The sequence below is a fragment of the Aeromonas sp. Y293-4 genome (assembly GCF_027705905.1).
Lineage (GTDB): Bacteria > Pseudomonadota > Gammaproteobacteria > Enterobacterales > Aeromonadaceae > Aeromonas > Aeromonas veronii.
Genome location: NZ_JAPDCI010000001.1, coordinates 417,215 through 435,910, shown reverse-complemented (window position 1 = coordinate 435,910; position 18,696 = coordinate 417,215). Strand labels below are relative to the sequence as shown.

Sequence of the window (18,696 nt, the reverse complement as noted above, 5' to 3'; positions counted from 1 at the left end):
AAACAATGCCCATAAGAGTACTTTTGTTCAAATCAGGATGGTGATCACGGTTTATATTGAGGCCGAAAGGTGCCTTTAAACGCCATTTTTGTATCTTTTTGTTGAATGGATAAAATAAAAAGCAAATAATGTTGAACGGAATGAAATTCATGATTGCAAAAAAAATTGCACAAACAGGAGTGGCTATATGAAACGCATCATCACGGCAACAGCGGCACCTGACGCTATCGGTCCCTACAGCCACGGCACTGCCTATGGCGACCTTATCTTTACCTCCGGTCAGTTGCCGGTCTGCAAGCAGCAGGGTGGTGTGGTGGAAGGGGGGATTGCCGCCCAGACCCGCCAGTCACTGGAAAACCTGAAATCCGTGCTGGAAGCCGCTGGCGGCTCGCTGGATACCGTGCTCAAAACCACCTGCTACCTCGCCGAGATCAGCGATTTTGCCGCGTTCAACGAGGTCTATAAAGCCTATTTCCAGAAAGATTGTCCGGCGCGCAGCTGCTTCGCAGTGAAGGATCTGCCGATGGGCGTCAAGGTTGAAGTGGAAGCGATCGCCCATATCGCTCGTTAATGCTGATAAAAAGGTTCAAGTGATGAAACAAGCGTGGCAGCAGTATCTGCAGATTATTCAACAGGTTGTCAAACCAGCGCTGGGTTGTACCGAGCCAATCGCCGCCGCTTATGCCGCGGCTGTCGCCGCTCGGCAACTGGGCTGTGAGCCCGGTCGCCTCGAGGTTGCGGTGTCGGACAATCTCTATAAAAACTCGATGGGTGTCTATGTGCCGGGCACCGGCAAGATCGGTCTGGCCATTGCGGCCGCGGCCGGTGCCATCGGCGGTAACGCCGACGCCGGGCTGGAAGTGCTGGCCGCGATCCAGCCAGCACAGGTGGAGCGTGCCCAGCAGCTGATCGATGCCGGCAAGGTGCAGGTGAGCCGCACCGCCGCCCCCGAGTTTATCTTCTGCCGCGTGACCGTTTATGGCTCTGATGACAAGGGTGAAGAGCACAGCGCCGAAGTGACCCTCTGCGGCGGTCATACCCGCATCGTCGAGCAGCGCCGCGATGGCGAGGTGACCTTCACCGCCGATCAGAGCCAGGGCGGCGCCACCGGTTCCATCTGCGATGGCGTCGATATCAGCATCGCCGCCATCTACGAGTTCGCCACCCAGGTGGAGTTCGAGCAGATCAGGTTCATCCTCAAAGCCTCCGAGCTTAACGGCAAGCTCTCCGCCGAGGGGATGAACAACCCCTATGGCCTGGAGATTGGCCGCACCATGCAGCAGAACATCAATGCCGGTCTAATCGGTGAGGATGTGATGAACCGCATCGTGATGATGACGGCGGCCGCCTCCGATGCCCGCATGGGGGGGGCGACCCTGCCAGCCATGAGCAACTTCGGCAGCGGCAACCAGGGCATTGCCGCCACCATTCCGGTGATGGTAATTGCCGAGCGCTTTGCGGCCAGCGAAGAGCAGCTGGCTCGCGCCCTCATCATGAGCCATCTGGGCGCCATCTATATCAAGTCCCACTATCCGCCGCTGTCGGCCTTCTGTGGCAATACCGTGACCAGCGCGGCCGCCTCAATGGCCATGGTCTATCTGGCGGGCGGCAGCTTCGAGCAATCCTGCTTCGCCATCCAGAACGTGCTGAGCGACAGTGCCGGTATGGTATGTGACGGGGCGAAGGCCTCCTGTGCCATGAAGGTGAGTACCTCCTCCGGCGCGGCGGTGCGCGGCTTCCTGATGGCTCTCAACAGCCACTCGGTGTCGGGGCAGGGGATCGTCGCCGGCGACGTGGATCAGACCATCCGCAACGTCGGTCAGATGGTGAAGGAGGGCATGTCTGCCACAGACAGCACCATTATTGATATCATGTCCGCCTGATGTCCCTGTTGGTTGCTGCCCGACACCCATTGCCCGGCAGCAACCCTTGCAAGAAGGTCCCATTGTGAAGCTGCAAGAGTTGAGTCCGAGCGATTTTGAGATCCTCAAGTCGATGGAGAACATTGTGGACGGCATCGCCGCCATGTATGGTCAGCACACCGAAGTGCTGCTCCACAGTCTGGATGCGCGCAATCCCTCGATCGTCAAGATTGCCAACGGCCATATCACCGGCCGCAGTGTCGGCGCCCCCATCACCAACCTGGCGATGATGAAGCTCAAGAGCGGGCAGGATATCTCCAGTCCCTACATGACCAAGTGCGCCACCGGCAAGACCCTGCGCTCCATCACTACCGTGATCCGCAACGGGGAGCACAGAGCCATCGGGTTGCTCTGTATCAACAGCGACATGGATGCCCCGCTGCAATCCGTGCTACGGACCATGATGCCGGAGTGCATGCATCCCCACGAGAGCCATGCCACCCCGGAGGTGTTCGCCCGCAACATCGACGAAGCGCTCAACAGCACCATTGACACCGTCAGTGCCGAGGTGCGCGGCAACGAGGCTGTTCCCCCATCCCAGAAGACACGGGTCATCGTCAACCAGCTGCACGACATGGGGATCTTCGAGTTAAAAGACAGTGCCCAGATTGCGGCGCGCCAGCTCGGGATCTCGGTCCACTCCATCTACCGCTATCTGCGGGAGATCAAGAAGGGCTGAGCCGATACACTCTGGCCAAATTGGCAGCAAACGGGTCAGCCTTGACCCGTTTTTTACGCCCGCTTCAGCCTCTCTGTTTGGGCCATCCTTCGGGCTCATCTGTTATCATCTTCCCCCTTTATTTTTCTATCTCTCTGAACGTGCTGGAGAAATCATGTCTCGACTCATCTATCTGCTGCGCCATGGCCAGACTCGCTTCAATGCCGAGCAGCGTCTGCAGGGGCGTTGCAACTCCGATCTGACCGACAAGGGTGAGGCGCAAGCCATCGCCATGGGGCGGCGGCTTGCCGACGAGTTGGCGGATCCCGCCCGCTGGACCGTCTATGCCAGCCCGCTCGGTCGCGCCCGTCAGACTGCGCTGCTGGTGTGCGAGCAGCTGGGGCTGTCAGCGGATCACATCATCTGGGACGATCGCTTGATGGAGCTGGGGATGGGGGAGTGGGAGAGCTGCCAGATACCTGCGCTGCCTCTTGCCCACCCCGAGCTCGATACCGGCAAGGGGGACTGGTATCTGCAGGCACCGGGGGCCGAGAGCTTCGAGAGCATTCAGCGCCGGGCACACCAGTGGTTGCAGGATCCCGCCATCGCCGAGCGGGCCATCGTTATCTCCCACGGTCTGCTCGGTGCCATCCTGCGCGGCGTCTATGCCGATCTCGGCTATGAGGCGACCTGGTCACAGGAGTTGCCGCAAGATGCCTTCTATAAGCTGCAGGATGGCCACATCACCCGCATTGCCTGCTAGTTGCCATGAGGTGGCACCATGGCATGGACCATGATTGCCACCATCGGATGCCCATTTTTGCAGCAGTTCAACACATCAGAGCACCTTATCGCGGCAAGATGAGGTATCTTATGCACCGATTTCATCCATTAAACGGATCCGAGACCCCATATGATCATCAAACCCAAGGTTCGCGGCTTTATCTGCACCACCACTCATCCGGTCGGTTGTGAAGCCAATGTTCGTCGCCAGATCGCTTATACCAAGGCCAAGGGCACCATCGAGAATGGTCCCAAGAAGGTGCTGGTGATCGGCGCTTCCACCGGTTATGGCCTGGCCTCCCGGATTGCGGCTGCCTTCGGTAGCGGCGCCGCCACCCTCGGCGTCTTCTTTGAAAAAGCGGGCACCGAGTCCAAGACCGGTACCGCTGGCTGGTACAACTCTGCCGCCTTCGACAAGGCAGCCAAAGAGGCGGGCCTCTACGCCAAGAGCGTCAACGGCGATGCCTTCTCCAACGAGTGCCGCGCCAAGGTGATCGAGCTTATCAAGCAGGATTTGGGTCAGATTGATCTGGTGGTCTACTCCCTGGCCTCTCCGGTGCGCAAGATGCCGGAAACCGGCGAAGTGGTGCGCTCTGCCCTCAAACCGATCGGTGAGGTCTACACCACCACCGCCATCGATACCAACAAGGACCAGATCATCACCGCCACCGTCGAGCCGGCGAACGAGGAAGAGATCCAGAACACCATCACCGTCATGGGCGGTCAGGATTGGGAGCTGTGGATGGCTGCCCTGCGTGATGCCGGCGTGCTGGCTGACGGCGCCAAGTCCGTGGCTTACTCCTACATCGGTACCGATCTGACCTGGCCAATCTACTGGCATGGCACTCTGGGTCGCGCCAAGGAAGATCTGGACCGCGCCGCTGCCGCCATCCGTGGCGATCTGGCCGCCAAGGGCGGCACCGCTCACGTGGCCGTGCTGAAATCCGTGGTAACCCAGGCCTCTTCCGCCATTCCGGTGATGCCGCTCTATATCTCCATGGCTTTCAAGATCATGAAGGATAAGGGCATTCACGAGGGGTGTATGGAGCAGGTGGATCGCATGATGCGCACCCGTCTCTACGCGTCCGACATGGCGCTGGACGATCAGGCTCGCATCCGCATGGATGACTGGGAACTGCGCGAAGACGTACAGCAGACCTGCCGCGACCTGTGGCCATCCATCACCAGCGAAAACCTCTCAGAATTGACCGATTACACTGGCTACAAGCAGGAGTTCCTGCGCCTGTTCGGTTTCGGTCTGGACGAGGTCGATTACGATGCGGATGTAAATCCGGACGTGAAATTCGACGTGGTCGAGCTCTGAGTCTGACTCAAGTGAAAACGGGGCCCCGCGGGGCCCTGTTTTTTTGGCAAACATTCCGCTAGTTTGCGGAATTTTATTATCAGCGATCACCTTTTTCCCATATCAAACCCGCTAGTCTTGCGCTGATCGGATCACAGACGGCATTGCCGAGGTACGGAAGCTATGACCACTCCAAACGAGGCGCCCAAGAAGCGCCAACTCCCCACAGTTTATACCCTGCTTTTCATCATCATCGCGCTGATGGCCGCCCTTACCTGGGTGCTGCCAGCGGGCAAATATGACTATGTCACCGCCAAGACCCAGCAGCCGGTGGCTGCAGCGGCCGTGGCCGATTACAGCGGCGACGAGCGGCTGTTGCCTATACCCGGCAGCTACACCGAGTTACCCGCCCACCCGCAGGGGGTGTTCGAGGTGCTCAAGGCCCCCATTCAGGGCTTTCACAAGGCGGCCGACGTGGCGCTGTTCGTGCTCATCATCGGTGGTTTTCTCGCGGTGACCATGCAGAGCGGTGCGCTTGATGCCGGGGTGGGGGCCATTGTGCGTGGCTTTGCCGGGCGTGAGCGGCTGCTAATTCCCGTGTTGATCGCCTTGTTTGCCCTCGGCGGCTCCACCTTCGGCATGGCGGAGGAGACGGTAGCCTTCTGGGCGCTGATCGTGCCGGTGATGATGGCGGCGGGCTTCGATCGCATGGTGGCGGCGGGCATTATCCTGCTTGGCTCCGGGGTCGGGGTGCTCGCCTCCACCGTCAACCCGTTTGCCACCGGTATCGCCTCGGGCTTTGCCGGTATTCCCATCGGTGAGGGGATTGGCCTTAGGGTTGTGCAGTGGCTGCTGCTGGTGATCTTCGCCTCCTGGTTCGTGATGCGTTACGCCAAGCAGGTACAGCAGGACAAGTCCCGCTCCGTGCTGGCCGATATCGTCTATGACGACGAGTTCTCCCAGATGAAGAGCGGCAACCTCGCCTTCACCGGCAAGCAGAAACTCACCATGCTGGTCTTCTTCGGCACCTTCCTGCTGATGATCTATGCGGTGGTGCCCTGGTCGGATTTGGGGATCGGCGTGCTGCCCACCTTTGGCTGGTGGTTTGACGAGCTCTCCACCCTGTTCTTCAGTGCCTCCATCCTGATTGCGCTGATCAACCGGATGCCCGAGTCCAACTATGTGGCGACCTTCCTCAATGGCGCGCGGGATCTGATCGGGGTGGCACTGGTGGTGGCGGTGGCGCGCGGTATCTATGTGGTGATGGAGCAGGGCGTCATCATCGACACCATTTTGCACTGGGCCGAAGGGCTGGTGACCGGGCTCTCCTCATCGGTCTTCATCCTGATGGCCTATCTGGTGCACATCATCCTGAGCTTCTTTATCCCCTCCACCTCGGGGCTGGCGACTGTCTCCATGCCGCTGATGGGGCCGCTGGCTGACTTCTCCGGCATCTCCCGGGATCTGGTGATCACCGCCTATCAGTCCGCCTCCGGCTGGATCAACCTGTTCGCCCCTACCGCCGCCCATCTGGTGGCGGGGCTGGCGCTCGCCAAGATCCCCTACGATCGCTTCGTGCGCTGGGTGCTGCCCTTTATCATCGGCGTAGCCCTCATCACCATGGCGGTGCTGGTGGCCGGTGCCCTGCTGCACGGCTGATGGCACGGATAAAACCACAGATAACAAAAAGGCTCCCGCGGGAGCCTTTTTCATGAGCCTTGCTTACTGCTTGTAGCCCTTGAGGAAGCGGGCGAGGCGGCCGATGGCATCCTCCAGCTCCTCTTCGCGGGGCAGAAACACCAGCCGGAAGTGATCCGGCGCCGGCCAGTTGAAGCCGGTGCCCTGTACCAGCAGCAGCTTCTCCTGTTGCAGCAGGTCGAACACCATCTTCTGATCGTCGCGGATGTCATACACCTTGGGATCAAGGCGCGGGAACATGTAGAGCGCCCCCTTGGGTTTGACGCAGGAGACCCCGGGGATCTCGTTCAAGAGCTCCCACGCCTTGTCCCGCTGCTTGCGCAGGCGGCCGCCCGGCAGGATCAGCTCGTTGATGCTCTGATAGCCGCCGAGTGCAGTCTGGATGGCGTGCTGCATCGGCACGTTGGCACACAGCCGCATGGAGGCCAGCATCTCCAGCCCTTCGATATAACCGCGGGCACGGCCCTTGGGACCGGTGATGACCATCCAGCCCTGACGGAAGCCGCAGGCACGGTAGGCCTTGGAGAGGCCGTTGAAGGTCACCACCATCACATCGTCGCACAGGGTGCAGACGCTGGTGTGGGAGATATCGTCGTAGAGAATCTTGTCGTAGATCTCGTCGGCGAAGATGATGAGGTTGTGCTGGCGGGCGATCTCGATCACCTCCAGCAGGAACTCGCTGCCGTAGACAGCACCGGTCGGGTTGTTGGGGTTGATCAGCACCAGGCCGCGGGTGCGCGGGGTGATGCGGGCGCGGATGTCGTCGAGGTCCGGATACCAGTCAGCCCCTTCGTCGCAGCGATAGTGCACCGCATGGCCACCGGAGAGAGTGACGGCAGCAGTCCAGAGCGGGTAGTCGGGGGAGGGCACCAGCATCTCGTCGCCGTTGTTGAGCAGCGCCTGCATCGCCATCACGATCAGCTCGCTGGCGCCGTTGCCGATATAGATGTCATCGATATCGACCTTGCGCATCCCTTTTTGCTGGTAGTACTGCATCACCGCCTTGCGGGCGGAGAAGAGCCCTTTGGAGTCGCAGTAGCCTTGGCTCTGGGGCATGTTGAGGATCACATCCTTGATGATCTCTTCCGGCGCATCAAAGCCGAACGGGGCCGGGTTGCCGATGTTGAGCTTGAGAATGCGGTGGCCTTCGTCTTCGAGACGGCGAGCTTCTTTATGCACCGGGCCGCGGATGTCATAGCAGACATCGTCGAGCTTGTGCGACTTGTCGATTGTGAACATGGTGAGTGTGATTCCTTCCCCACAGGGACGCGTTGGCGAAAAAGGCGATTTTTAGTATCAAATTTCTTTTCCCCTATTCTTCACAGAATTGAATGCTAGAACAATCCTCCTTTTAGAAGAATTCCCTGATTTTTAGCCCTAAAACAGGGTTGCTAGAACGTTAAATTCAGCACAATCTTTGGTGCCAACCAAGGTTAACTAGTGAAACATGGGGAACGAATTAACAAAGCTGCTTGACTGTGTTGCAATATCCGGATCCTGTGGCACGATTGGCTTGTGTAAAAAATCGTCTTCGTCCCCCTTTTCGATGAGTTGACTGGCACTCATGGTGTCATCTTTATGTGGTTCGCTCATCGGTGTTCACTTCTGCGAGGTTTTCCCATGCAAGCACCCGTTCCAGGCCGCTATCGCCACTTCAAGGGGGGTTACTATCAAGTGCTTGCCCTGGCTTTGCATACCGAAACCCAGGAGCAGCTGGTCATTTATCAATCCGAGCAGGATGGTCAGGTCTATGCCCGTCCCGTCGCCATGTTTATGGAGTGGATTGAGCATCAGGGGCAGGTTGTCAGCCGTTTTGCCCCTGCAGGAGACTGACCACGCCTCCGTTTTTATCGTTCAAGGGATGAGCACTCGAGCTAAATGGTGTCACAAGTTGTCGCATGACGCCCTTGGGCATGAGATGTGCAGCCAGCTGTCTTAATGATAAATCTCTTATCTAATCAACTAATTGTGACGAACATCACATTCAGTGATCCCTGCCTGCCGGGTTCGCAATCTGGACTCACACTCCCATAATGCTGCGCTTGTTCAAGCATGGGCCCTTCTCGGGTCTTGTTCGGTGTTATCTCAAATGGGAGAAATAATGTGAAACCTGTTGCTGCTGAGTTTATGGGCACTTTCTGGCTGGTATTGGGCGGGTGCGGCAGTGCCGTGCTGGCTGCAGCCTTCCCTCACGTCGGGATTGGTCTGCTGGGGGTCTCGCTGGCTTTCGGTCTGACCGTGCTGACCATGGCGTTTGCCATCAGCCATATCTCCGGTTGCCACCTCAATCCTGCCGTGACCGTCGGTCTGTGGGCGGGTGGCCGTTTTCCGGCATCCGGTGTACTGCCTTACATCGTGGCGCAGGTGTTGGGTGGCATTGCCGCCGCTGCCGTGCTTTACGTGATTGCCAGCGGTCAGGCCGGGTTTGATCTCTCTGCCGGTTTTGCTTCCAACGGCTACGGTGAGCACTCTCCGGGTGGTTATAGCCTGACTGCCGCACTGGTGTGTGAAGTGGTGATGACCGGTTTCTTTCTGTTCGTCATCATGGGCGCCACTGATAGCCGTGCGCCTGCCGGTTTCGCGCCGATCGCCATCGGTCTGTGCCTGACCCTGATCCACCTCGTCAGCATTCCGGTGACCAATACCTCGGTCAACCCGGCCCGCAGTACCGGTGTTGCGCTGTTTGTCGGTGACTGGGCTATCAGCCAGCTGTGGCTGTTCTGGGTTGCCCCGATTGTCGGTGCCATTCTGGGTGCGCTGGCTTATCGCCTGGTGGCGACTGAGCAGAAGTAATCATTTGCGAAACAAAGTGTGGTATCGACACGCCTGCGGGCGTGTTTTTTGCTTCTGGAGGAGTGAGATAAGAGAACTCACCAAGCCAAACGTCAGAGTCCCTTGGCCTGCAGCATCTCTTTGTAGCGCTGATGGAGCAACTGGACGCGCTCCACATAAGCGCGCGTTTCCGCATAGGGTGGGATGCCGCCATGTTTTTGTACGGCGCCCGCCCCGGCGTTGTAGGCCGCGGTCGCCAGCGCAATGTTGCCGTCATACTGCTTGAGCAGTCCCGCCAGGTATTTCACCCCGCCGAAAATATTCTGTTCCGCCAGCAAGGCATTGCCGACCCCCAGCTCCCGCGCCGTGGCGGGCATCAGCTGGGTCAGACCCATCGCTCCCTTGCGGGAGACCGCAAGAGGATTGAAAGCGGATTCCGCATGGATCAGCGCCCGGATCAGCGCCGGCTCAACCTGATAGGTTTTGGCGGCCGCCTTGATGGTGCTGGCATAGTCATAGAGAAACAGCCCTGTGGTCTGCCAGTTGACGCTGGATTTGGGGTCGCAGGCGAAGCAGTCGTTGAACAGCAGCAGCTCGTAATGGCCCTGTTCGGGCGCCATGTCGGAGTAGCGAACCACCCCGTTTTGTTGCACCGATTTATAGACCTGGATCTGCTTCTTGCCGTTGGTGGCGACTGCCGTCGTTTGAGCGGTGTCGGGTTGTGGGACGGGAGTGGCATCTTTGACCGGACGCAAGGGGGAGGGAGCGGCGGTCAGGAAGATCACCTCCGCGGGGGGGGGAGTCTGGCTCAATCCGCTCAGGGGGATCAACAACATATGGCCTGCCAGCATCCATGCTTTCAACCCTAATACTCCTTCTTGTGATGACCATGTTGAGTAAAGCATCATGACGAGGGCAGAACAAGCGGCCAACAGGGGGCAAATGATCCGATTCGGTGACCGGGATCAAAGTATCCGCCGCAATAAAGGATTGTCATCATAAAGCACGGTTTTGGCCGTCAGGCGGTGGGTCATGGCCTCTTCCTCCGGGTAAGCAAGCTGCCTGCGACGTCCGCTTTTTTGTTGACGAAAGGCATGCTATCGTGCTGGCGTCATGTGGTCGGATTAGCGCACCGTATCTGGCACTAATAACTGATTATCAAAGGATTTGTCTGTGACAAGCAAGCTGGCGATGGAACTCACTTTCGAAGAGTACTGCGACGCCGACCTCTCCCTTATCAGGGACTATTACGAGACGACGTTTTCCCACTATGTGCCGGATCTGGCCGAGCGGATCTTTGTCGTGCGTGATGCTCACTGGCTGGTGGGGGCGGTACGGTTGCGGGACGAGGAGGAGTTTTACCATCTGTGCGGCTTTCGCCTGTTGCCCCACTACCAGTCGCTGGGATTGGGGTCACGGCTGCTGCAGCACGCCTGTCACGATCTGTTGGACAAACCTGTGGTCTGTCAGGCGCTGCCCTTCGAGAAGCCTTTCTATCTCAAGGCCGGGTTTGCCGATATGCCCCTCAATCAATTGAGCGGGTCGCTTTTCTCCCTCTACGAGCGGCAGCAGCAGCAGGGTTATCAGGTGGAGCTGCTGGTACGGGATACCACCCAGCCCCTCCTGAATTGAGCGGTTTAGCGCGGTTTGGTCAGCAGGTGGATCTTGCCCGGTGACAGCTCCAGCCCCAGCAGATTCTCCTTCAGCCAGGCCTGATCCGGATCCTTGTCATTGAGTTTGTAGACCGGTTTGGTCTCGAGCCGCTTCTCCATACTCTGCAGCAGCATGTTGAGCATCAGTCCGAACTTCTTCTCGGCCGCCTCCGGCTCCAGCTTGTACTCCACCAGCTTCATGTTATCGAGAAACAGCGCGCTCTGGCTCTTGTCATAGCGGGGTCTCGCCTCATAGGTCATCTGCAGGCGGGCGTCATATTCGGTATTGTCTGGCAGGGCGATTTTGAGCTTGCCCTTGCCATAGACCCGGGCGGTATCGGGGCGTTGGCGACCGATCTGGACATCGCTCTGCTCAAGCGTCACATGGGCCTTGATGATGCCCGGCAGCTCCAGCTGTTTGTCGACTTGCACCTGAGATTGCAGGTACTGGTTTATCTGTTGCTCATTGATGTCATATGAGCCTTGGCCTAGCATGGCCAGGCTGAGCAGCATAGATTGCAGGATCATGCGTGCGACCTGATAGAATGGATTTGCCTTACAGCATACCATCCTGGCCGGTTGGGGTCTGCCCACCGCGCTGTTTGTCGATTAGAAGGAGTCCCCGTTGTTTAACGGTCTGGAACACGATCTTCAACTGCTGTTTTCCCGTTTTCTGGGTTGGCTGCTACTGCTTTTTCATACCGTGATTGTCACCGGTGTGTCGTTTCGGGTGGTGATGAAACGCCGTCCCATCGGAGTGTCGCTGGCCTGGCTGGCGCTGATCTATGCCATTCCGTTTGCCGGGGTGGGCTTCTATGTGCTGTTTGGTGAAATAAAGCTGGGGCGCCGCCGTGCCGAGCGCGCCCAGGCCATGTATCGCCCTTATGCCATCTGGATCCGCCAACTGGCCCGTCTGTTCCCGCAGCACTGCTGCGAAGTGGGCGCCAAGGCACAGCCGCTGCACGATCTGATCCAGGGACGGCTCGCCATGCCGATGCTCTCCGGCAACCGCATGACCTTGCTCAACAAGCCGGACTGGATCTTGCGCGAGATTGCCCAGGATATCCGTCGCTCGACGCTCTCCTGCTATCTGGAATTCTACATCTGGCATCCGGGCGGCGATGCCGACGAGGTGTGCGAGGCGCTGATTGAAGTGGCGCAACGCGGCGTGGATTGTCGCTTGTTGCTCGATTCGGTGGGCAGTAAACAGTTCTTCCGCTCCCACTGGCCCAAAAAGCTGCGCAAGGCGGGGGTCAAGCTGGTGGAGGTGCTGCCGGTCGGCGCCTGGCGCATTCTGTTCCAGCGTCAGGATCTGCGGATGCACCGCAAGCTGGTGGTGATCGATGACAGGGTGGGTTACACCGGCTCCATGAACATGGTGGATCCCCGTTTCTTCAAGCAGGATGCAGGGGTCGGCCAGTGGGTCGACATCATGATCCGGGTGCAGGGGCCCATGGTGCCGCTGATGTGGTCGATCTTCGTCTGGGATTGGGAGATGGAGACCGGCGAGCGGCTGCTCGACAGTCTGCAGCATGAGCCGGAAGCCTGGCCCCAGACCAACTACCGCGCCCAGCTGATCCCGTCCGGCCCCTTCGTCGGCGGCGACTGCATCCAGCAGAGCCTGCTGCTGGCCATCTATCAGGCACGCAGCCATCTGGTGCTGACGACCCCTTACTTTGTACCCGACGATCCGCTGGCGGCTGCACTCAGCTCGGCAGCGGCGCGCGGGGTACAGGTGCAGCTGGTGTTGCCGGCACGAAATGACTCCATCATGGCCAATTACGCCTGCAACGCCTTTATGGAGGAGCTGCTGGCTGCCGGGGTGGAGATCTACCGCTACGATGCCGGTCTGCTCCATACCAAGAGCGTGCTGGTGGATGATGACTTCGCGCTGGTGGGGACGGTCAATCTGGATCGGCGCAGCCTCTGGCTCAACTTCGAGGTGACCCTGCTGGTGGATAACCCCTCGTTCGTGGCCCAGATGACCCGGCTGGTACAGGGCTATATGGCGGAAGCCACCCCGATGACCCTGGCCCAATGGCAGGCCCGCCCTTGGTACAAGAAGGCGATGGAGAACATCTTCTATCTCTTCAGCCCCTTGCTGTGATGTTGTGGCGAGCCGCAAGAAAGTGGACTCGCCATCTGATTGGACTTGCCTAGCCCCGAGTCCGCCCCGTAGAGTGCAGTGACAACTCCCTGGAGACACATGGATATATGAAAAAGATAGTGGCCCTCGCCGTGGGTGCGGCACTGGTAGGTGGTGGTCTGGCTGCGTGCTGGTACACGGGCAACAGCTTCGACAACATCATGGCGGAGCAGATCGCCAAGGTAGAGCAAGAGACCGGTATCGACATGCAGTGGCAGCCGGGTAGCAGCAGCCTCTTCACCCGTGACGGGGTCCTGAAGGTCGTGGTGACGCCGGAGGAGCTGGCTGCAATTGACAGCGAGCTGGAGGGCAGTCAGCCCATCGAGTTGCAACTGGTGGTCAAGAGCCAGATCCTGCCGCTCTACATCAAGAGCCACTTCCTGCTCGATACCCATAATGGCACGCTAGCGCCGGTTTTCACTGCACTGGGCATGGAGCAGTGGGAACTCGGTCTGGAGTCGGTCACCAGTCTCTGGACCCAGGGTAACAGCAGCCGTTTCTGGGCTAATGAATTCAAGATCAAACAGGGGCTGGACGAGTTCAGCTTCCTGCCCCTGAGCGGCGAGTTCCACGGCAATCTGGAGGGGAATGGTCACCTCACCATGACCTGGCAGGGGATGACGGTTCACGAAGAGCAGAGCAAGATGGACTTGGTGCTGGCCGATCTGAAAGGGAGTGCCGACATTGCCGAGATCAGCGGTGTGCTCCTCTCGCCCCAGAGCGAGATGACCCTCTCGGCCCTCACGGTACAACTGCCTGACAGCGTCAAGGTCGCCCTGCAGGGGATGACCACCGAGACTCAGCTGACTGGTGATGATGCCCAGACCCTCTCCAGCAGCTATCAGATGAAAATTGCCAAGCTGGATCTGGAGAACGAGACCGACACGCTGGCGGTGACCGACAGCAAGTTGGCGGTCAACCTCAACGGTCTGGATCTGGAAGGGTATCAGGGGCTGCAGGCCGCCGGTGGCAAGGGGGTTGAAGATGCCGCCATCCAGCAGGCGCTGGACAAGATGCTCAAACGTGGCGCGACCCTTGAACTGGCCGATCTCAGCGCCAAGCTCAACGGTGAGGCGGTGACCATGAAGGGGGACGTGAAGCTGGCCTCCACCTCGCTGGAGCAGCTGTTCAACAGCGACGCGGGCATGCAGGCCCTCTCCGGCATGCTGCATGCCAGCCTCAGCGACAAGCTGGGCAAGGCGGTGCCGCAACTGGCCCCCATGCTCGATCAGCTGACCCTGATGGGTTATCTGAAGGCCGACAAGCAAGCGCTGACCTCCGAGTTGAAGCTGGAGAAGGGCGCGGTGACGGTAAACGATCTGCCGCTCTGACACTCGGCGTAAAAAACAACAACGGCTCCGGCGGGAGCCGTTGTTGTTTCTGGCGTTTGCATACGTGCCGTGTGGGCGGATTACTTGAAGACCACCGTCTTGTTGCCGTAGACGAACACCCGCTCGTTCAGTACCAGCTCCAGCGCGCGGCTCAGCACCGATTTCTCCACATCCCGACCCGCCTTGGCCATGTCGTCCGCACTGAAGGCGTGACCGACGTGGATCACGTCCTGTTCGACAATGGGGCCTTCATCCAGATCGTCGGTCACGAAGTGGGCGGTGGCACCGATCAGCTTGACGCCGCGATCAAAGGCCTGCCGGTAGGGGCGGGCACCGATGAAGGCGGGCAGGAAGGAGTGGTGGATGTTGAGGATCTTGCGCGGATAGGCCTCGACGAAGCTCGGGGTCAGCACCCGCATGTACTTGGCCAGGATCACATAGTCAGGCTCATAGCCGTCGATGATGGCGCGAACCTGCTCCTCATGTTCGGTCCGGCTCAGACCCTCGTGACTGACGGTGTGGAACGGGATATCGAACTTGCCGGTGAGCTCGGCCAGGGTGTCGTAGTTGCCGATCACCGCGACGATATCCATATCCAGCGCGCCCGCGTAGTTCTTCATCAGAATATCGCCGAGGCAGTGGGTCTCTTTGGTCACCAGGATGACGATGCGCTTCTTGCCCGCCTTGACCAGACGGCGCTGGGCACCGGTGGGCAGGGCATCATCGAGGTCGGCCAGCAGGGTCTCGTCGTTGAAGCGCCCCTCCAGCTCGGTACGCATAAAGAAGCGGCCATTCTCGTGATCCACAAACTCATCGTTCTTGATGATGTTGAGCTGATGCTTGTAGCAGATGTTGGTGATCTTGGCGATGAGCCCTTTGGCATCCGGGCAATCCGTGAGCAGTATTTTCTTTTCCATCTCTGTCATTTTCCGTTTGTGGTGTTGGCGCTGCTGTCTGCGCCGGCAGCGTTATTCAGGCTCTCTTTTCGGGCCCTGTTTTTTGGTTTCGGGAACTATGCCATAAACCGATCCGCGCCATAAAGAAATTCGCCAGTCATGGCCTCTCGTGCTGGCGAGCGGGCTTCAGAGCTGGATCCCGGGCGCAATGTTGAAACGCTTTTCAGCCTGCAGGGGATTTTGGCTGGTATCTGCAACCGTTTTTCTTTAGGCTGTCTGCGCTTATTCTCAGGGCGGGGTGCAATTCCCCACCGGCGGTATCCCGATTGACTCGGGGAGCCCGCGAGCGCTCGACTTGGCTGATTGCCGGGTCGGGGTCAGCAGATCCGGTGAGATGCCGGAGCCGACGGTCATAGTCCGGATGAAAGAGGATAAGACAGACCTTGCCGTGTTGGCCCTTGTGGGCTGGCCGCGGCATGCCCGTCTCTGTCTGCCTTTCCATGCCCTGATTCTGGTCCTTGTCTTGTTTAGGAGTTTTACCATGAATCAGTCTCTACTCAGTGAATTCGGTGATCCCGTTGCCCGTGTCGAAGCGGCTCTGTCTGCCTTGCGTGCCGGAGGCGGCGTGCTGGTGGCCGACGATGAAGATCGGGAGAACGAGGGCGACCTCATTTTCGCCGCCGAATCCATGACCAATGAACAGATGGCGCTGATGATCCGCGAGTGCTCCGGCATCGTCTGCCTCTGCCTGCCCGACGAGCGGGTTCGCCAGCTCGAACTGCCGATGATGGTGGAGGCCAACTCCAGTCACTACCAGACCGCCTTTACCGTGACCATCGAAGCGGCGCAGGGGGTTACGACCGGTGTCTCGGCGGCTGATCGCATCACCACTATCCGTGCAGCCATCGCAGACGGCGCCAAACCGGGTGATCTGCACCGCCCGGGTCATGTTTTCCCGTTGCGTGCGCGAACCGGTGGGGTGCTTACCCGCCGTGGTCATACCGAAGCGACGGTCGATCTGATGCTGCTGGCTGGTCTCAAACCGTTTGGTGTGTTGTGTGAATTGACCAAAGAAGATGGCTCGATGGCGCGTCTGCCAGATCTGGTTGCGTTCGGTCGCAAGCACCAGATGCCGGTGCTGACCATCGAGGATCTGGTGCAATATCGTCAATTGTTGTCAGAACGTACAGCCTGAGCCTCATACGAAATTGTAATAAGGCAAAAATTTGGTTAACCTTTGTCCGTGCCCCCACCACACGGCACTCATTTTTTAGACGAATCTGGACAAAAACTGTTCATTCAAAAAAAAATGAGGGTTTTAATGCATTTATCTGTGGTGGGGACTATGCAAAGTAGGATTTTTTTGTGCCATAATCACGCCGCTTGCTAAACGTCTGGCGAGTTCAAGGGAGCTTTAAAAATGAAAAAATTGTTGTTGGTAGGTGTTGTTGGTCTGTCCGCTCTGCTGGGCGGTTGTGCAAACACCAGCGAACTGGAAACTTCCGTTCAGAATCTGTCTAACAAAGTTGACCAACTGGCTCAAGATGTTAGCGCAGTTCGTGCTGATCAGTCCAAAATCGCTGCTGATGTTGCCGAAGCCAAGCAAGAAGCTATGCGTGCTAACCAGCGCATCGACAACATGGCTACTTCCTACAAGAAGTAATCCATGCGAAAAAAATGGCGCAGTTTTGCGCCATTTTTTTTTGCCTGAAATTCACAGTATCTCCACTATTCCCACAGCACCTTATTCCCACAGTACCTTCTTCGTACTTGACCCATGAGGTCATGCCGGTCTCCCGGCACTCCCCCATCATTACCAGCCAGTTCGATTCCGATCAGTAGAGCAGACTATAGAGTTTGCGACGGTAGCTCTGTGCCGCCGGTGTGCTGCCCATGGTCGCCAGAATATCGAGATAGGTCTTTCTGGCATCGCCGAATGCCAAATCCCGCTTGAGGATCTCCAGCAGCAGTCCCAACGCCTCTTCCTGACGACCAGCCTGGTTGTATTGCACCGCCAGCTCCTGAGCCAGGGCAAAATCATCAGGCTGTTCTGCATGGCGGGCTTCCAGCGCGCGCAGCTCCGGGCTGTCTGCCGCTTGCAGGGCCAGCGCCAGTCGTGAGCTCAGGGTATGGAAGTGACTATCCTGCGCCGCCATCGGGATGGTGCCGAGGCGCTCCTGCGCTTCCTCCAGCAGGTTGAGGTCGAGCGCGGCCTGGATCAGCCACAGGCTGATGTCGTGACGTTCAGGAGCCAGCTGGTGTGCCTTGGTCAGATGGGCATAGGCGATGCTGGGCTGCTCGTCAGCCAGTGCTTGTTGCCCCTTGGCCAGCAACTCTTCCTCTTCTTTGGGGGCGAAGGCGGCGAAATACTGGCGCAGGGTGGCTTCATCCTGCGGTCCTTCGATGATCCCCTGTTCGTCAGGGCGACCCTGATGGAACTGCACCAGCGCCGGCAGGGCGCGCAGGCCGAGCTGACTGGCCAGCGGCTGCAACTGGGGATCGTTCATATCCACCTTGGCCAGGGTGACCTGCTCATTGGCGGGCCCAACCAGTGATTCGATCAGCGGTGTCATCCCCTGACACTCCGGCATCTGCGGAGCATGGAAATAGATGACGACCGGCTTCTTCATGGACGCATCGATAAGTTCAGCGTGAAAATTCTGGGGAGTAATGTCGACGATCATGAGTTGGACTCTTCAGAAAGGGTGTTGAGTAACATGGGGTTAAGCGAGTGGCAATTCAAGCGCTCATCCAGCCGGTAAAAGGTCACGGGGGCTGCCGTCGCCGCGAGACTGAGCCAGCCGCTGGCAAAGGGCCAATCCTGTACCTGATAAGGGGTGTCATCGAGCCGGTTGTCGAGTCGCCATCCTTCCTCCGGGAGAAACCGCACCTTCTCCAGTCCCGCCGCTATGCCGCCACCGTGGGCTTTCAGTACCGCCTCCTTGCGTGACCAGAGCCGGTAGAAGGCGCTCTCCTGCTCTTGGGCAGGCAGTGTGCAGAGCCACTCATATTCACTCTGTGCATAAAATCGGCGGGCCAGGGGGAGGGGATGATGCCGCCGTTTGCCCAGTTCGATATCCACCCCAAGCGGTCCATGCGGGCAGAGCGCCAACACCAGCCAGCTGCCACTGTGGCTCAGATTGAACTGCCAAGCATCATCATGCAGTCGGGGCTTGCCGTGGGGGCCGTTGCAAAATTGCAGACTGGCGGCGGGTTGTTGCAGCCGCTCGGCCAATAACTGGCGCAGCAGGGCGCGGCTCACCAGATATTCCTGACGCCGTTCAGGATGGGTCATGGCTTGCCAGATATGCTGCTCATCGGTTGACAGCCATTCAGGCAATTGAGCAAGCAGTTCCTGGCATACCCTGGCCGGTTTTAACAAAAAAAGATCGGTTTCGATCATGATTTTTCACTTTAAAAAGGTGCTGAAGCAGGGATAAAAGCCAGTTATCTATTAGGCCCAAGGCTCTTTTTGCGATTGTATATTGTTTGGGCATGATCACATTAATTATGAAAAATCGTGCATTTCCTTGCA

The 18,696-nt window shown here is 58.5% G+C and carries 19 protein-coding genes and 1 riboswitch; of the genes, 13 read left to right on the top strand and 6 right to left on the bottom strand.

The features are described from left to right. Positions 1-187: 187 nt before the first annotated feature. The 6 genes from OKC31_RS01845 (at position 188) to OKC31_RS01820 (ending at position 6,325) form a co-directional block, all read left to right on the top strand. A complete protein-coding gene (locus tag OKC31_RS01845) occupies positions 188-571 on the top strand; it encodes a Rid family detoxifying hydrolase (RefSeq protein ID WP_101530446.1) in 384 nt (127 codons plus the stop codon). A gap of 22 nt (positions 572-593) precedes the next feature. Then, complete coding sequence (locus OKC31_RS01840; RefSeq protein ID WP_201991871.1) at positions 594-1,883, top strand: L-cysteine desulfidase family protein; 1,290 nt, start codon at positions 594-596, stop codon at positions 1,881-1,883. 64 nt (positions 1,884-1,947) lie between these two features. Beyond that, a complete protein-coding gene (locus OKC31_RS01835) occupies positions 1,948-2,601 on the top strand; it encodes a helix-turn-helix transcriptional regulator (protein ID WP_005334376.1) in 654 nt (217 codons plus the stop codon). Between the two features lie 154 nt (positions 2,602-2,755). Beyond that, positions 2,756-3,343: a histidine phosphatase family protein gene (locus OKC31_RS01830; RefSeq protein ID WP_247823122.1), complete on the top strand. Its 588-nt coding sequence runs from the start codon at positions 2,756-2,758 to the stop codon at positions 3,341-3,343. A gap of 150 nt (positions 3,344-3,493) precedes the next feature. Then, entirely contained in the window at positions 3,494-4,687 is a 1,194-nt protein-coding gene (fabV, locus tag OKC31_RS01825; RefSeq protein ID WP_110302459.1) for an enoyl-ACP reductase FabV, read from the top strand. 162 nt (positions 4,688-4,849) lie between these two features. Beyond that, on the top strand, positions 4,850-6,325 hold the full coding sequence (locus tag OKC31_RS01820) for a YfcC family protein (protein ID WP_270656052.1): 1,476 nt from the start codon (positions 4,850-4,852) through the stop codon (positions 6,323-6,325). A 63-nt stretch (positions 6,326-6,388) separates the two neighbouring features. Here the strand turns inward: OKC31_RS01820 and OKC31_RS01815 are convergent, their stop codons facing one another. Then, the gene (locus OKC31_RS01815) at positions 6,389-7,603 is read right to left on the bottom strand and encodes a pyridoxal phosphate-dependent aminotransferase (protein WP_043851260.1); all 1,215 of its coding nucleotides are present in this window, start codon (positions 7,601-7,603) and stop codon (positions 6,389-6,391) included. A 381-nt stretch (positions 7,604-7,984) separates the two neighbouring features. On the opposite strand from OKC31_RS01815, the gene OKC31_RS01810 reads away from it, so the two are divergent. Then, on the top strand, positions 7,985-8,197 hold the full coding sequence (locus OKC31_RS01810) for a DUF1653 domain-containing protein (RefSeq protein ID WP_005334366.1): 213 nt from the start codon (positions 7,985-7,987) through the stop codon (positions 8,195-8,197). 270 nt (positions 8,198-8,467) lie between these two features. Further along, positions 8,468-9,157: an aquaporin Z gene (gene aqpZ, locus OKC31_RS01805; RefSeq protein WP_247823120.1), complete on the top strand. Its 690-nt coding sequence runs from the start codon at positions 8,468-8,470 to the stop codon at positions 9,155-9,157. Between the two features lie 92 nt (positions 9,158-9,249). Here aqpZ and OKC31_RS01800 read toward each other — a convergent pair whose 3' ends face one another. After that, positions 9,250-9,999, bottom strand: a complete 750-nt coding sequence (locus OKC31_RS01800; protein WP_421298224.1) for a lytic transglycosylase domain-containing protein — start codon at positions 9,997-9,999, stop codon at positions 9,250-9,252. A 328-nt stretch (positions 10,000-10,327) separates the two neighbouring features. Here OKC31_RS01800 and OKC31_RS01795 point away from each other — a divergent pair, with 328 nt between their 5' ends. Continuing rightward, a complete protein-coding gene (locus tag OKC31_RS01795) occupies positions 10,328-10,768 on the top strand; it encodes a GNAT family N-acetyltransferase (RefSeq protein WP_100647224.1) in 441 nt (146 codons plus the stop codon). A gap of 5 nt (positions 10,769-10,773) precedes the next feature. Here the strand turns inward: OKC31_RS01795 and OKC31_RS01790 are convergent, their stop codons facing one another. Beyond that, positions 10,774-11,316: a DUF1439 domain-containing protein gene (locus tag OKC31_RS01790; protein WP_005353308.1), complete on the bottom strand. Its 543-nt coding sequence runs from the start codon at positions 11,314-11,316 to the stop codon at positions 10,774-10,776. Between the two features lie 97 nt (positions 11,317-11,413). Here OKC31_RS01790 and cls point away from each other — a divergent pair, with 97 nt between their 5' ends. Continuing rightward, positions 11,414-12,895, top strand: coding sequence for a cardiolipin synthase (cls, locus tag OKC31_RS01785; RefSeq protein ID WP_005361740.1), 1,482 nt, complete (start codon positions 11,414-11,416; stop codon positions 12,893-12,895). 107 nt (positions 12,896-13,002) lie between these two features. Beyond that, entirely contained in the window at positions 13,003-14,265 is a 1,263-nt protein-coding gene (locus tag OKC31_RS01780; protein WP_247823119.1) for a DUF945 family protein, read from the top strand. A gap of 80 nt (positions 14,266-14,345) precedes the next feature. Here the strand turns inward: OKC31_RS01780 and purU are convergent, their stop codons facing one another. After that, positions 14,346-15,182, bottom strand: a complete 837-nt coding sequence (purU, locus tag OKC31_RS01775; RefSeq protein ID WP_115544112.1) for a formyltetrahydrofolate deformylase — start codon at positions 15,180-15,182, stop codon at positions 14,346-14,348. A gap of 259 nt (positions 15,183-15,441) precedes the next feature. Continuing rightward, positions 15,442-15,598, top strand: a riboswitch (FMN riboswitch). Positions 15,599-15,702: 104 nt separating this feature from the next. Here purU and ribB point away from each other — a divergent pair. Continuing rightward, on the top strand, positions 15,703-16,356 hold the full coding sequence (ribB, locus tag OKC31_RS01770; protein ID WP_005353300.1) for a 3,4-dihydroxy-2-butanone-4-phosphate synthase: 654 nt from the start codon (positions 15,703-15,705) through the stop codon (positions 16,354-16,356). 225 nt (positions 16,357-16,581) lie between these two features. Next, on the top strand, positions 16,582-16,824 hold the full coding sequence (locus tag OKC31_RS01765; protein ID WP_005334342.1) for an Lpp/OprI family alanine-zipper lipoprotein: 243 nt from the start codon (positions 16,582-16,584) through the stop codon (positions 16,822-16,824). A 172-nt stretch (positions 16,825-16,996) separates the two neighbouring features. Here the strand turns inward: OKC31_RS01765 and OKC31_RS01760 are convergent, their stop codons facing one another. Together OKC31_RS01760 and OKC31_RS01755 are read right to left on the bottom strand one after the other, a co-directional pair. Further along, positions 16,997-17,845 carry a tetratricopeptide repeat protein gene (locus OKC31_RS01760; RefSeq protein ID WP_270656051.1) on the bottom strand — a complete coding sequence of 283 codons (849 nt, stop codon included), beginning with the start codon at positions 17,843-17,845 and terminating at the stop codon, positions 16,997-16,999. Continuing rightward, positions 17,842-18,564 carry a 4'-phosphopantetheinyl transferase family protein gene (locus tag OKC31_RS01755; RefSeq protein ID WP_270656049.1) on the bottom strand — a complete coding sequence of 241 codons (723 nt, stop codon included), beginning with the start codon at positions 18,562-18,564 and terminating at the stop codon, positions 17,842-17,844. The genes OKC31_RS01760 and OKC31_RS01755 overlap by 4 nt, the downstream gene beginning before the upstream one ends. Between the last annotated feature and the right edge of the window lie 132 nt (positions 18,565-18,696).